General features: G+C 74.1%; 13 protein-coding genes. 7 read left to right on the forward strand and 6 right to left on the reverse strand.

The genetic code is table 11. The annotated features are described in order from the left end of the window. Positions 1-100: 100 nt before the first annotated feature. From ABD946_RS14215 to ABD946_RS14230, 4 genes are all read right to left on the reverse strand, one after another. Positions 101-229: a hypothetical protein gene (locus ABD946_RS14215; RefSeq protein ID WP_345283474.1), complete on the reverse strand. Its 129-nt coding sequence runs from the start codon at positions 227-229 to the stop codon at positions 101-103. 94 nt (positions 230-323) lie between these two features. Further along, the gene (locus ABD946_RS14220; RefSeq protein ID WP_345283476.1) at positions 324-545 is read right to left on the reverse strand and encodes a hypothetical protein; all 222 of its coding nucleotides are present in this window, start codon (positions 543-545) and stop codon (positions 324-326) included. Between the two features lie 12 nt (positions 546-557). Then, positions 558-680: a hypothetical protein gene (locus ABD946_RS14225; RefSeq protein WP_345283478.1), complete on the reverse strand. Its 123-nt coding sequence runs from the start codon at positions 678-680 to the stop codon at positions 558-560. Then, positions 677-1,450, reverse strand: coding sequence for a TadE family protein (locus tag ABD946_RS14230; protein WP_345283479.1), 774 nt, complete (start codon positions 1,448-1,450; stop codon positions 677-679). The genes ABD946_RS14225 and ABD946_RS14230 overlap by 4 nt, the downstream gene beginning before the upstream one ends. Before the next feature lie 1,860 nt (positions 1,451-3,310). Here ABD946_RS14230 and ABD946_RS14235 point away from each other — a divergent pair. The 7 genes from ABD946_RS14235 (at position 3,311) to ABD946_RS14265 (ending at position 12,370) form a co-directional block, all read left to right on the forward strand. After that, positions 3,311-3,448: a hypothetical protein gene (locus ABD946_RS14235; protein ID WP_345283481.1), complete on the forward strand. Its 138-nt coding sequence runs from the start codon at positions 3,311-3,313 to the stop codon at positions 3,446-3,448. A 2,162-nt stretch (positions 3,449-5,610) separates the two neighbouring features. Further along, the gene (locus ABD946_RS14240; protein ID WP_345283482.1) at positions 5,611-5,853 is read left to right on the forward strand and encodes a hypothetical protein; all 243 of its coding nucleotides are present in this window, start codon (positions 5,611-5,613) and stop codon (positions 5,851-5,853) included. Positions 5,854-8,964: 3,111 nt separating this feature from the next. Then, positions 8,965-9,213: a GNAT family N-acetyltransferase gene (locus tag ABD946_RS14245; protein WP_345283484.1), complete on the forward strand. Its 249-nt coding sequence runs from the start codon at positions 8,965-8,967 to the stop codon at positions 9,211-9,213. 15 nt (positions 9,214-9,228) lie between these two features. Then, positions 9,229-9,489 carry an MBL fold metallo-hydrolase gene (locus ABD946_RS14250; RefSeq protein WP_345283485.1) on the forward strand — a complete coding sequence of 87 codons (261 nt, stop codon included), beginning with the start codon at positions 9,229-9,231 and terminating at the stop codon, positions 9,487-9,489. Between the two features lie 38 nt (positions 9,490-9,527). Beyond that, the gene (locus ABD946_RS14255) at positions 9,528-10,004 is read left to right on the forward strand and encodes an MBL fold metallo-hydrolase (protein WP_345283487.1); all 477 of its coding nucleotides are present in this window, start codon (positions 9,528-9,530) and stop codon (positions 10,002-10,004) included. A gap of 1,074 nt (positions 10,005-11,078) precedes the next feature. Further along, positions 11,079-11,324: a hypothetical protein gene (locus tag ABD946_RS14260; RefSeq protein ID WP_345283489.1), complete on the forward strand. Its 246-nt coding sequence runs from the start codon at positions 11,079-11,081 to the stop codon at positions 11,322-11,324. After that, positions 11,321-12,370: a hypothetical protein gene (locus tag ABD946_RS14265; RefSeq protein WP_345283491.1), complete on the forward strand. Its 1,050-nt coding sequence runs from the start codon at positions 11,321-11,323 to the stop codon at positions 12,368-12,370. The genes ABD946_RS14260 and ABD946_RS14265 overlap by 4 nt, the downstream gene beginning before the upstream one ends. A 7-nt stretch (positions 12,371-12,377) precedes the next feature. On the opposite strand, the gene ABD946_RS14270 is transcribed toward ABD946_RS14265, so the two are convergent. Continuing rightward, entirely contained in the window at positions 12,378-13,019 is a 642-nt protein-coding gene (locus ABD946_RS14270) for a dihydrofolate reductase family protein (protein ID WP_345283493.1), read from the reverse strand. A gap of 241 nt (positions 13,020-13,260) precedes the next feature. Beyond that, positions 13,261-14,019: a 3-oxoacyl-ACP reductase FabG gene (gene fabG / locus ABD946_RS14275; RefSeq protein WP_345283461.1), complete on the reverse strand. Its 759-nt coding sequence runs from the start codon at positions 14,017-14,019 to the stop codon at positions 13,261-13,263. Positions 14,020-14,026 lie beyond the last annotated feature (7 nt).

Consider the following 14,026-nt stretch of genomic DNA (forward strand, 5'->3'; position numbering starts at 1 on the left):
CATCAGCCCGTCCCCGCTTCCCTCACACCCCGCGCCGCTGCGGCCCTGCCGCCGCGGCGCCCGCCTGACCGGGCGTCAGCCCGGACCGGAGCCCCGCCCCTCACGGGTTCTCCGCTTGCCTGACTCCGTGCACCAGCCCGGCCGAACCGACGCCGCGCACGTCCAACTCCTCCACCCGCATCGCGCCGAGCAGGGTGGTCCGGTACGTGGTCCGGATCTCCACCACCACGGTCCGGTCCCCCGGAAGGTGATGTCCGCGGGCTTCAGCCCGTACGGCTCCAGATAGGCGGTGGCCACGCTGCGGGCCTCGTCCAGGTCCTTCTTCAGCACGTAGCCGCGGCGCTCAACAGGGCGGCCTGGTCCAGCTGTTGGCCCACCGCCCGGGCGGCCTCCTGGGCGCGCGCGTCGGCGTTCTCGATCGCCCGCAGCCGGCCACCGCCCTCCAACACGATACCGACCATGATCACCAGGCCGGCCACGCAGATCGCCACGAAGAGGGCGATCGAGCCTTCGTCCGCCCGTCGACGGAACCGATTCGGACTCAAATCCCTCCCCTCTCAGCCGGTTGCCCGGTAGCGGTCCAGCACCGAGGTGAAGGTGCCGGTCATCTTCTTGGAGCCGGCGGGCAGCCCCGCCAGCAGGTCCGCCAGCCGGACCGTGCAGCTGACCTGCACCGTCACGGTGGTGAGCGGACCTCCGGCGTGGGCAGCGTGCCGTACGCGACCGCGGAGCGTTCCGCGCCCTCGCACAGCACCCCCTGCCCCGCCAGCGCCGCGGCCACCGCGTCGTGTGCGGCCTGCTCCGCCCCCTCCGGGCTGCGCGCCAGGGAGGCCGCGCGGGCGCCGGAACGGGCTGCTGCGTCCACTACCCCGCCGGTGGTCTGAATACGCCCGGCCGCGACGGCGATCAGCACGAAGAAGACCAACGCGGGGGCGAGGATCGCCAGTTCGATCGCGAAGCTGCCGCGGTCCGCGCCGGGGCGGCGCCGGCGGAGCACGAGCGGCCCGCGCAGGGCGGGCGGGCGCCTCACGGCCGCCCGCCCTGCGGGACGAACTTCTCCCGGGGAGCGCTGATCCGACGGGTGATCAGCAGCCGGGTCGAACCCCGGCACCACGGCCAGCGGCCGGACCGTGACGGAGATCCGGTAGGTGGTCGCGTCACTGGTGTCGGTCTTCACGTCGACCCGCTCGGCGAGATCACCGACCCGGGTCAGGAAGTCCCCGGCCCGCCGGGCGCCCGAATCGGAGGCGGCGCCCTGGGCCCGGCCGGCCTCGGCGCCCTCGCGGGCAGCCGTGAGCGCGGCCTGGCCCGCGTACCAGTAGAGGGCGGCCTGCACCACGAGGAAGACCAGGAACAGCGCGATCGGGAAGACCAGGGCGAGCTCGATGCTCAGCGCGCCCCGGTCGCCCCGACGGGCTCCGGTCCGGGCGGACGGCGAACGGCGGATCACGGAATGGGGGGGTCGGCGGCGGAGTGCCCCCGGTGTGCCATGTCGGACCCACCACGCGCGCTGGAGCGACCAGCAGCACGTGAGGCCTCGATGCTGATGTTCCTCGCCTCTCGGGCGCCGGCGTCGTCATCCGCGGGACGGGACAGAGGCTTGCTGGACTGACGATTCGTGAGGAAGAGCGCAGTAGGCCATGAGTCTAGGTGGGTGGCTGAGTGGTAAGTTGAATTTTACAGAGTATGTGTAACGCGATCGAACGTCAGAGCAGGGCAGCCGCTCTCCGGTACAGTCGTTCGTGTCGTTGTTGTTGGGCAGGCTACACAACAGGAAAGCATTGTACGTCGGGACGACGCATCGAAGGCCCACTAGTAGCAGTGCTCTCGCCGGGTACATGTCGGCCTTCTCGTGTGTCTGGAGATGCGGATCCCACGTGTAATAATCCGGGCGAAGATCCTTCGCGACTCCCGCTGGGCGTGACCCTGGGCCAACCGCGCGAGCGGAATGTGGCTCGGTAGCTTCGCTCACCTCGTCCTACCCTGAGCGGTATCTGTCCGCGCTTATGTCTACGAGCAAACAGAGAACGGGGCTAAGCGCAACCGAGACCTGGAGAGCAGATGGCTATGCGCTCGTCGGCAGGGAATACAGAACGGACGCGACCCCCGTTCATCCCACGCGCTTCTCAACTAATGTGTCGGCCAGGGCGATCTGTCACGGTCGATTGCGGCTCCCTCAGCACGAGGGCTGCTCGCCGGAGTCGGATGGCGCCGCGCCGTGCCATGGAAAACGATTAGTAAGGCTGCAGCACCGGAAGCGGCACATCAGCTGCCGCCTCGCACGACCCCATTCTGCCACACTTCTCCGTTTGCTCCGCCCTGACGGAGCCGCGGGGCGAACGGGGCAGACGAGGAGCGCGCCCCGGTCTTCCCGAGACTCGCAACCGGCGGCCGGGTGAAAGGCCAGGGCCGCACGGTACTGGAGCCGCGGCTCACCATCCACACGCGGCGCACGGCTTGCCCAGCTGTAGGGCGCCGGATTGCAGGACAATGACGCAAGTGGCTGGCAGTGCGCGCTAAACGACACGCCATGTCGGCCGCAGAACTCGGAGCGGCGGGAAACTTCCTGACCGGGTGTTGATCTCGCCGAGCGGGTCGACGTGAGACCGGACACCAGTGACGCGACCACCTACCGGATCTCCGTCACGGTCCGGCCGCTGGCCGTGGTGCTGCCGGGGTTGCACCGGCTGCTGATCACCCGTTCGGATCAGCGCTCCCCGGGGGAGAAGTTCGTTCCCGCAGGGCGGGCGGGCCGTGAGGCGCCCGCCCGCCTGCGCGGCCGCTCGTGCTCCGCCGGCGCCGCCCCGGCGCGGACCGCGGCAGCTTCGCGATCGAACTGGCGATCCTCGCCCCCGCTTGGTCTTCTTCGTGCTGATCGCCGTCGCGGCCGGGCGTATTCAGAACACCGGCGGGAGTGGACGCAGCAGCCCGTTCCGGCGCCCGCGCGGCCTCCCTTGGCGCGCAGCCCGGAGGGGGCGGAGCAGGCCGCACACGACGCGGTGGCGCGGCGCTGGCGGGGCAGGGGGGGTGCTGTGCGAGGGCGGGAACGCTCCGCGGTCGCGTACGGCACGCTGCCACGCCGGAGGGTCCGCTCACCACCGTGACGGTGCAGTCAGCTGCACGGTCCGGCTGGCGGACCTGCTGCGGGGCTGCCCGCGCTCCAAGAGATGACCGGCACCTTCACCTCGGTGCTGGACCGCTACCGGGCAACCGGCTGAGAGGGGAGGGGATTTGAGTCCGAATCGTCCGTCGACGGGCGGACGAAGGCTCGATCGCCCTCTCGTGCGATCTGCGTGCCGGCCTGGTGATCATGGTCGGTTATCGTGTTGGAGGGCGGTGGCGGCTGCGGGCGATCGAGAACGCCGACGCGCGCGCCCAGGAGGCCGCCCGGGCGTGGGCCAACAGCTGGGACCAGGCCGCCCTGTTGAGCGGCGCGGCTACGTGCTGAAGAAGGACCTGGACGAGCCCGGCAGCGGGCCACCGCCTATCTGGAGCCCGTACGGGCTGAAGCCCGCGGACATCACCTTCCGGGGACCGGACCGTGGTGGTGGAGATCCGGACCACGTACCGGACCGCCTGCTCGGCGCGATGCGGGTGGATGAGTTGGACGTGCCCCGGCGTCGGTTCGGCCGGGCTGTCGCGGAGTCAGCAACGGAGAACCCGTGAGGTGCGGGCTCCGTCGGGCTGACGCCGGTCAGTCGGGGCCGCGGCGGCAGGCCGCAGCGGCGCGGGTGTGTGAGTGGAAGCTGGGGATGGGCTGATGGCGTCCGCGGGGACCAAGGGCTAGACGGGGATGGACCGCGGGCCTGGACGGGCTCGCGGGCGAGCCGGGCCCGTGCGTGCCGGCCGCACGGCGGCCGGTGCCGTTGCGGCCGCGGCGACGGCGCTAGTACGTCGGCTCGGTGTTCATCACCGCTGCTCGGCGCCCTGCTGGTGCTGCTGGCCGTTGCTGCTGGCCGGGGTGCCGATGCTTGCTCGGCTACGGCACCCTCGCGGTGGCCGCGTATGGGCGGTACAGAGCACATTCCGGCCTGACCCGACCTGCTGACCAGCCCCGACGACGTCCGGGATCTTCTCTGGTCCCTGCCTGGTCGCGATCGGCTGGATCGGCTGGCCTCTTGCTTGCGCGCTCTCGGTGCTGCTGCGGAGATCCGGCCCCAAATGCGCGGGCGGGTGGCCCGCCGTCTCCCCGCTCGGCTGGAGCCAGAGGCTGACCGCCGGCCTGGTCGGCTCGTTATCGCCCTGGCGGTGGCGGCTCCGCCTGTCTCGGCCGTCCCGGAGCGGGCCCGCCGCGGGCCTCCCGCCCAGGTTCACCGCCCCGCCCAGTACGCCGCGCTGCCGCCGCCCACGGCGGCTCCGGCGCTGACCCCCGCCGCCGACCAGCACCCCACTAACACGGGTGCGCGACACCAGCCCGGCGGACAGCCTCTGGTCGATCGCCGAGAGCCAGCTCGGCTCCGGCGAACGCTGTGACCGAAATCGGCCAAGCTGAAGGACGGTCAGGTGATGGAACGAGGACGGACGGCCGCTCGACGCCCGACCGGCCATCCACCCTCGGCTGGAAGCTCAAGCTGCCGCTCGACGCAAAGCCGCAGGCCCAGCCCCGGCGGCCCAGGCCCCCCGCTTATCAGGATCCCGCTTTCCAGAACCGGACCGCGCACGACCCCGGCGGCCCTGACCACCGGCCACGCCACGGTCACCGTCAAGGCCGGGGGACAGCCTCTCGGCCATCGCGAGCGGGAGTTTGGCGAAGCCGAGGGGGGCCCCGGCTCTTCGATGCAACAAGGGCGGTCGCCGCCCCGACGGCGCACCGGCTGACCGATCCGGACGTGGTGGTGCCGGGCATTGGTGCTCGCCTCCCCGGCCCCGTCGGGCCCTGCCGCCCTCCCCCGGCCCCGAGACGGCCCCGGCACCGGAGACCCGCCGCCGCGCAGACCCCCGCGCCGGCAGGCTCCCCGCCACCCAGGCGCCGGGCACGCCCGCCCCGACGTACCTGCCTCTCCCTGGCTCTGCCGTCCAGGGCTGACCGCGCCACAGCCCAGCACCTCGGCCGCCCAGCACTCGCCGGTGGCCGGCGAGGCCACCGCGCCCAGCGACGACTACACGGTGGCGCGGCCCGCTCGCCGTCGGGCGTGTGCTGGCCGCCGTCCCTGGTCGGCTGGTGGCCCGCCGCCGCTGGCGACCAGCATCGCACCCGCTCGCCCCCGTCACCGGATCGCCCTGCCGCCCCGGCCGCGCCGCTGTTCGAGTCCGAGTGAAGTGTCGTCAGGACGACGAGTGCCTGGCCTGCTGGACGTGCCCTGCGCACCATTGGGAACGACCAACTACCGTGCTCGGCGGCAAGCGCCTGCCCGCGCTGGTCGCGGCCCGGTGTCACCTCGGCCGCACCGGTCGAGCTCCACCTGGCCGCCCCCGGCCGCGCCGATCGGGCCCCGTTCCGGGCCGCGCATGCGCGCGAACGTCTGGTTGTGCCCGGAGGACTCCCCACGAACTGCCTCTCCGTCTTCCCAGGCCCGCAAGCACGCCCGCCCCGTACCCGGCCCTGGGTCACCCTCGGCACCGGGCCGGACGGCGGGTGGTTATGGGCCGACCTCGAGACCGGTCGGCCTGATGCACCTCTCGGCCACCCGACGACGCCCGGCCGACGTGGTGCGCACCCTGGCCGGCGAGCTGGCCCACAGCCCGCTGCCGAGACCGGGTGTCAACCTCACCTGGTCGGCCTTGGCCGAGGACCTCCCGCTGACCGGCGCCGCCGCCGAGCGGGTGCACCGCCACGACAGCTGGAGACCGCGCTCGCCGCCCTCGGACCGCGCCACCGCCCGGGCCGCGCCACCTTGGTCGCCGTCGAGGTGAGCAGCCCCCGCGACGCCCGCAGCCGCGGCAGGAGGACGAGCCTCGGGTGCCCTGAATGTGCTCCGGCACCAGCCGCCGAGCGGCAACCTGCCCGCCGAGCTGGGCCGCTGCTTGCACGGCACCCCGCGCACCTGCCTGGCCGTCTTGTCACCCGCGCGCCCGAAGCGTGGCACCGGCCGGGCCCCTCGCCCGCTGGACCCTGCCCAGGACACCGGCTTGCCACCATCCTCGTCCTGTCACCTGACTCTGGAGCTCCAGCGGCTGGCCCCGAGGCAGTACGGCCACGTGTCGGGACCTGCTCGGCAGCGCCGCCGACACCAGCCAACTCCGGCCCCCGACTGGTACCTTCGACGGCGAGCGCTGGAGCCGCGGCGAACTCCCGGTGCGGTTGCTGGCCGCCGTGGGCGGGCTGCCGCCGAGCAGACTTCCTCGGCTCCAAACCCTTCGAATCCCGGCTCCGCCCTCCCCGCTGGGACGGCCCCGCCTCGCGCCCATGCTCCGCGCCCTCCCCGGGGCGGACCCGGGGAGTGCGGCGCCGGCCCGGACTGATCGCCCGTCTGATCGGCACCGGCAGCAGCCCGTCTCGGGCCACAGCCGGCGGCCACACGCCGCGGGCACTCCCTAACGGGGCTGGGCCTGACGCTGGCGCAAGAACGTAGCACCTCGGCGGCGGGCTCGCCGTGGCGGTTCCCCCGTCTGCTCCGTTGACTCCCGGCCTTTCGGTGGCCCCGTCACCCCCGGTGCCGCCGCTCCCACCCCGAGCTCCCGGCGCCGGCCGGTACGCGCCCCGAGCCGCCGCCGCCGTCGACCCGCTCACCGCCCCCTCCCCGCCGCGCTGCCCGCTGCGGAACCGTTCTCGGTTCGTCTCGCCTCGCGTCGAACTCCGTCCTCCGCAGCGCCGTTCGGCGAGGCCGAGGCGCGGGCCGGAGACCGAGCCGCTGCCCCGGGTGACCGGACCAGCCCTCACGGCGAGTACCCCCTTGGCCGCGCGCCGTTCCGCCGGGTGCCGGACGTCCCCCCGCGGTGCCTGCCTACGAGCCGCCGCCGACCAATGAGGCCGCCCCGCCGGTGGCCGAGCACCCCCGGCCCGGCCCCTCCGCCCCCGGCTCCTACGTGCCACCGGCGGGTCAGCGCGCAGCGGACAGCGCGGACCTTGCTGGCCATCCTGCGCTCGCCCCGAGGCGCACAGCGTCGGCGACCCCCACGGATCGGCCTGCCGGTCCCCGACCTGCTCGGCGCGAACGGCCCGGTGAACCCCGAGGGCCGCCCCCCGGCTGACCGAGCTGCGCCCTGCCTGGCGCTGCGCCCCGGGCGCGGACCTCTCCGACCTGGACCACGCGCTGCACCGGGCGCGGCCCACCCTGGACCCGCAACGACACCGAGCAGTCCACCCCGCTCCCCGCCCGACGGCGAACTCGCTCCTGGCTGGGCGAGTCGGCGAGGGCTGGGCCTTCCTGCCGCTGGAGACGGGGACGGTGTCGCCCCGCGCCCGACCGTCAGCTGCGACGGGACGAGTTCCGCAGCCTCTACCGGCGCGGCATGCGCCACGCACCAGCTCCACCGCCGACGCGCCCTGGCCCACGCCCCGTCCCTGGTCCGGGGCGCCCCGTCGCGGAGCCCGGGCAACAGCTACGGTTGGCCGAGCCCGAGCGGCAGGGACATGGTGGCCGGATCGTGGAAACGCCACGAACTCGCCGCCCGCCGCCTCCCAGTCGGCGACCACCGCACCGCCGAGGCCGCCATCTTCCGCGGCCTGGCCGTCGCCACGGAGGTCGAACTCCTGCACCGCGACCTCTTCTACGCCTACGCCTCGGCGGCGCCCGCGACCAGCTGGTCGCGCGGTCAACCGCCTGGACGCCTCAGCCGCCGCACCGGGCGCGACTCGACCCGACACGTGGCTGCTTCCGCGAACCTGCTCTCGCCGCCTGACGCCGTCCGCTCGGCACCGCCCCGCCCGGGGGCGGTGCCCGAGCGGTTCCGGCCGGTGCGCTCCGGAAAACCGTTCCTGCGGCAGCCGTGGCGCCGGCATCATGGGGCCATGGACCACGCATGCGAGCGAGTGGGTAACTCATCCCGTCGAACCGCCGATCACGGCGCCAAGGTGGGGCATGGATCACGCATTGACTGCGTGACGCGCGCATCGACTGGAGCCCTTCGACGAGGCGGATTCCGCATCGACCTGATGCGGTGCCGCGACCCGTAGGCGCGGGTTTACTGCCTACTCGCAGTCCTCCATCCGCGCCGACGCCCTGCGCCGCCTCGGCCCCACCCCGACCAGCCCACTCTCGCCGCCCGACCCCCACCCCCCAAGTGGTGGGGCCCTGGGATTCCTGGGGGCGGATGCTCGTCAGTCCGCCTGCCCGGGCCAGCTCGGCGTTGGCGGGCGGCGACCAGGGTGAGCACCGGCGGCCGCCGCGAGGTCTTCGTCGGGATGTGCCAGATCCGGGCGGAGTACGCGGCGCCCTCGGCGGCGGCGTGTCGTTAGAGCGTGCGCCCGGCGGGGGTGAGGTGGAGCAGGTTCTTCGTCCGCCGGGGTCCGGCGCGAGCAGTACGCCCGGCGCGGGGGGGGGCGGCGGGCGGGAGGGGGGGGGGAGAGCGGGGGGTATTTGGGCGGCGGGTCTTTCTGGGGCGGGGGCGGGCTGCCAACTCGTCGATCACGACGCGACTTCGGAGGGGTGGCTTTCAGCGAGCCGGTCACCTCGGCGGTGAGGTGCTCCCGGGTGAAGTGCCGCCGGCCACCACGGCCACCGTAGGTGAGTCTGCTCGGAAGGTGGTGCCGTGCCGTTCAGCATGCCCCCAGGACTGCCGCGGGCGGCGGTAGTGCGCGAGGCGAGGCGTGGTGCGGGTCGGCGGCGGGGGCGAGGTTCTCGGTCATGAATGCTCCTTTCGGGCGTGTCAGGTCTGCTTTCAGGGGGACGTCCTAGCAGCAGGGCCAGCGAAGGCGGACACCCGGCCGTGTCGCGGACTCCGGTGGCAACTCGTGTCTCGGTGGGGGAGTACGGACGGTCACGCGCCCTTCACGTGGTTCGAGCTGGCGAGCGGTGAGGTGCTCGGCGGAGCATCGTCCTGGGGGTCGACCCGCACAACCGGCTCGCCCACCTCGGCCTCGCCGTGCTGCCCGCCCACCGGGGCAAGGGCTACGGCGCCGAGGCGGTCGGGGTGATGTGCCACTACGGCTTCCGGATCCGGGGCTTCCAGCGGCTCCAGGTGGAGACGCTGGCCGACAACCACGGGATGATCGCCGCCGCCGAGCGCAACGGCTTCGTCCGCGAGGGCCTGCTGCGCCGCAACGCCTGGGTGGACGGCGGCTTCCACGACGAGCTGGTCCTCGGCCTGCTCGCCGACGAGTGGCGCCCCTGATGCCCGCACCCGGCGGTGGTCCGCGCCGGGGTCGAGGTCGTCCCGCTCTGCGACGCGGTCGGCCCGATGGGCCATCAGATCGCCCGCCCGCTGGACGAACTCTTCGGCGGCCCCGACCACCCGGTCTGGCGGCGGGCGGACCGCGCCGAGCCCTGGACCCTGCACTTCCACAGCTACCTGCTGCGCACCCCCGGCGGCCGCACCGTCCTGGTCGACACCGGCCTGGGCGGCGAGGACTCCCGGCCGCGAGCTGGGCACCCGTCCCCGGGCGGCTGACCGCCGAACTCGCCGCCGTCGGCACCCGGCCCGAGGAGGTGGACACGGTGGTCCTCACCCACCTGCACAGCGGACCACGCAGCGGCAGCCTGGCCGCCGACGGCGCCACCCCGGCCTTCCCGAACGCGCGCTACTGGTCCAGCGGCGGGAGTTGGACTGGCTGCGCGCCACCGGCTCCCGATGCTGGCCGCCGTGGTCGACCCGCTGCTCGCGGCCGGCTGCCTGGACGCCGCCGACGGCGGCCTGCGGCTGACCCCCGAGCTGACCGTGCTGCCCACCCGGGGCACACCCCCGGCCACCAGAGCCTCGCGGTGGGGGAGCGGCAGCTGGTGGTCGCCGGCGATGTGGTGCTCCACCCCGTCCAGCTCGCCGACCCCACCGCCGGCTACCTCTACGACGAGGACCAGCCCCGCCGCCACCGCCACCCGTACCCGCCTGCTGGCCGAACTGGCCGCCCGCCGAGGGCCTGTTGGCCACCGCCCACTTCCGCCGACCCGTTCAGCGGGGTCCGATGAGCCGGGAGGTGTACGAGCTCTGGCACCTGCGCCACCCTCGCGGTGGAGGCCGACGGCACGGTGATCCACCGCGACCCGGACGGATGGATCCACCAGGACGAGGACGAGTGGCGGCTGCTCGGCATCTACTCCTCCGAGCGGCCGCCGAGGCGCGGATCGCGCAGGCCAGGCTGCTGCCCGGCTTCCGGGACGAGCCGGACTGCTTCGAGGTGATCCCCGCCGACGTCGACCACGACACCTGGACCGACGGGTACTCACCTACCACCACCGCCCCGGGGAGGACACGTGACGGACGCCCCCACGCTCTACCTGCTGGTGCACCGGCACCACTTCGTCCGCCGGAGCACGACCCCTTCGAGGACGGCGAGCCGCTGTTCTGGTCCGACTCCGAGGAGGACCACAAGACCCTCGGCCTCTACAGCACCCGGAGGCGGCCGAGCGGCGGATCGAGCGGGCCCGCCCGCTGCCCGGATTCCGGACAGCCCCGACGGGTTCGAGATCCACCCGTACGTCCTGGACGAGCACCGCTGGACCCGGTGGCCACCGAGCCTGACGGAGCGCTGACCCACCGTCAGGGGCGCTCGGCGCGTCCGGGGCCGGTCGAGCGCCCGTTCGGCCGGGAGTCCCTCCTGGCTGAGCCGGGCGCGGGCACCGTAAGGTGGCGAGGACGTGGTGGCGGGCACCACGGCGTTGCGTCGCGCGCGGGCGGCGGTTGGGGCCGGTGACTGCGGTGGCGGACCTGACGGCGGGCGGGCTTTGGCCGGGCGAGCGGCTGCGCAGGCCGAGGGCTTCTCGACCGGCTGGACCGGCACCATGCCGGCCGTGAAGGCCACGGGGCCCGGCCCTGCCGGTACGTCCGGGCACTCCGGCCCCGGTGGGCCCGCGTCGCGACGGCCCCCAAGCCGGTGGTGCAGACGGTCGTGACGGCGCCCGCGGCCGCATCCTGGTGATCGAGGGCGGCTACGGCACCGCCGGCCGTCGCTCCTGGGGCCGCGGCGCGGGCTCCCAGACCCAGGTGCTCTCCCACCATGCTGGCCGCCGTCGCCCCGCAGACACCTGCTCGCCGCCGAATCCGTGGACGCCATCCACCTCCCCGGCGCCACCGACCCGCAGAGCGTGCTGGCCCACCTGCGCGCCGCCGCCCTGCACCCCGGCCGCTCCTCATCCACCTCGGCGGCCACCTGGTCACCGACCGCCCGGGGCGAGCACCTCTACCTGACGCTCCGTGACTCCAAGCCCGCCACCGTCCGCCAGGACGGCCTGCCCTGGCAGGCCCTGGCCGCCGAGCTCCAGCACCGGGCGACCTGCCCACCCTGGTGATCGCCGACCTCAGCGCCGACCAGGCCGCCTGGCCGCTGGTGCAGAGCGCCATCTCCCCGCTGGCCGACGGCATCCCGCTGTGGGCCGTGGTCAGCCCGGACCCGGAGCAGATCGGCACCTTCTCCCGGGCCCTGATCGAGGTGCTGCACCGCGGCCGCCCCGGTGGCCCGGCCCTGCTGCCGCCCGAGCACCTGCGCGAGCAGGTCCACTCGGTGGTCCGGCACGACTCGATCATCCTGCACTCGCACCCCACCGAGCGGCCCTTCTTCCGCAACACCTCGCGCCAGATCGGCGAGGCCGTCCCCACCTTCCAGGACCTGCCGCGCCCGGCGGCGGTCCTCCCCAAGCCGCCCACCCGCAGCCCGAAGGCCCGGCCGGCCGCCGCGCCGCGGGTGCTGCTCGCCAAGGAACTCACTGGCGAGGGCGTCTCCCTCCTCAAGCCGGGCGTCCCGCCGACCCCGCGCCGGGTCGGACCGCCGGTCTCGCTGCGCAAGGGCGGCCCGCTGACGGACCCCCAGGGCGGGGTCGCCCCGGCCGCCGACCGCCCCGTGGTCTCCCTCCACAAGCCGGCCGCCCCCGCCGCTCCCGCTACCCCCGCTCCCGCCTCCGCCCCCACCGCGGACTACCGGGAGGCGATCGGCCGGATCGTCCGGAGCGCCGAGGCGGGCGAGCACGAGACCGCCGCCGAGCTGGCCCTCGACCTGGAGCGCACCACCCTCGCCCTGCACGGCCCGAACGCCCCCGAGAGCCTCCAGCTCCGCCAGGTCCGGGCCCACATCGCCCGCCTGGCCGGCCGCCCCGCCGAGGCCGCCGAGCTCTACCGCGAGGTCGCCGTGGTCCTGCTGCGCGAGCGCGGCCCCGAGGACCCCGAGACCCAGCAGATCGCCACCAACGCCGAGGCCTGCTGGCGTGCCGTCACCGACCGCGCCGAGGCGATCCGGATGGCCCCCGAGATCATCGAGCTCCGCGCCCACCTCCCGGGCCCGGAGGGCCGCAAGCTCCGAGCCGCCGAACGCTACCTGAAGCAGCTCGCGGCCGCGGGCTGACCCCGGCTCAGTCGGACAGCCCGCGGTCCGGGGCGCTCATGTCACCGGTCCGCGGGACGCCCTCGGCCAGGCCGTAACGGAGCAGCACCGTGCCCTGCGGGCCGGTGGCCGGGGGTTCGAGGAGGGTGAGGTTGCTCGGGACGGTGCCGTCGCCGAAGACCTTCTTGCCGACGCCGAGGACGATCGGGTGCACCCAGAGGTCGAGCCGGTCGAACAGCCTCTCCCGCAGCAGACTCTGGACGAGGTCCAGGCTCCCGACCACCTTGATGTGCTCGTGCCGTTCCCGGACCTGGCGGATCGCGGCGGCCAGGTCCGGGCCGAGCTGCACGGAGCCGGCCCAGGGCAGGTCCGGCGTGCCGCGGGAGGCGACGTACTTCGGGACGCGGTTGAAGAGGGCGGCGATCGCTTCGTCCTGGCCGCCGCTCTCCTGGTGCGGCCAGTAGGCGGCGAAGATGTCGTACGTCCGCCGTCCGAGCAGCAGCGCGTCGGTGTCCCGGTACGCGGCCATGATCTGAGCCCCGGTCACCTCGTCCAGCAGCGGCGCCTGCCACCCGCCGAACGGGAACCCGACCGGATCCTCCTCCGGCCCGCCGGGCGCCTGCCCGACCAGGTCGAGCGTCGCGAACATCTCGATCTCAATGAGGCCCATGGCCTCACGATAGGCCTGCGGCCGGCCGGGGGCCGGGAGGCTACTCCGGGGCGCCAGGATGTCGGTGGCCAACCCGGTGCGCGAGGACTTAGGTGGTCAACCCGGGGGCGCGAGGAACTGCGCGGGTCGGGAGGCGGCCCACCTGCAACTGAACCGCCGTCAGCCAGTTGCCGGTGCTGCCGTTCCCCCGCGCGCAGTTCCTCGCGCCCCTGGGGCCTCCGGCCCCGAGGCGCTGCGCCGACTACCGGGCGCCGCCGTTGACGTAGAGGGTCTGGCCGCTGACGTACGCGGCGTCCTCGCTGGCCAGGAAGGCGACCACCGAGGCGACCTCCTCCGGGAGGCCGACCCGCCGCAGGGGGGTGCGCTCGGCGGCCAGGGCCTGGTGCTCCTCGGCGGTGGCGCCGACGCGTTCGGCGGTGGCGGCGGTCATGGAGGTGGCGATGTAGCCGGGGGCGACGGCGTTGACGTTGACGTTGAAGGGGCCGAGCTCGATGGCCAGGGTGGCGGTGAGGCCCTGGATGCCGGCCTTGGCGGCGGCGTAGTTGGCCTGGCCGCGGTTGCCGAGGGCGGAGCGCGAGCTCAGCGAGACGATCTTGCCGTACTTCTGCCTGCACATGTAGGCCTGCGCCACGTGGCTGCAGTTGTAGGCGCTGGTCAGGTTGACGGTGAGGACGGCGTCCCAGTCGCTCTTCGGCATCTTGAAGAAGAGGTTGTCCCGGGTGATCCCGGCGTTGTTGACCAGGATGTGGAGGGCCCCCAACTCCTCGACCACGGTGGCGAAGACGCGCTCCACCGCGTCGTAGTCGGCCACGTCGCAGCCGTAGGCGCGGGCGGTGCCCCCCTTGGCGGTGATGGCGTCCACGGTGCCCTGGGCCCGCTCGGCGGTGAGGTCGAGGACGGCGACGGTCGCGCCCTCCTCGGCCAGCCGGAGGGCGGTGGCGGCGCCGATGCCCTGGGCCGCACCGGTGACGACGGCGATCTTCCCTGCGAAACGACTCATGATCCCT

The sequence above is a fragment of the Kitasatospora albolonga genome (assembly GCF_039535905.1).
Lineage (GTDB): Bacteria > Actinomycetota > Actinomycetes > Streptomycetales > Streptomycetaceae > Kitasatospora > Kitasatospora albolonga.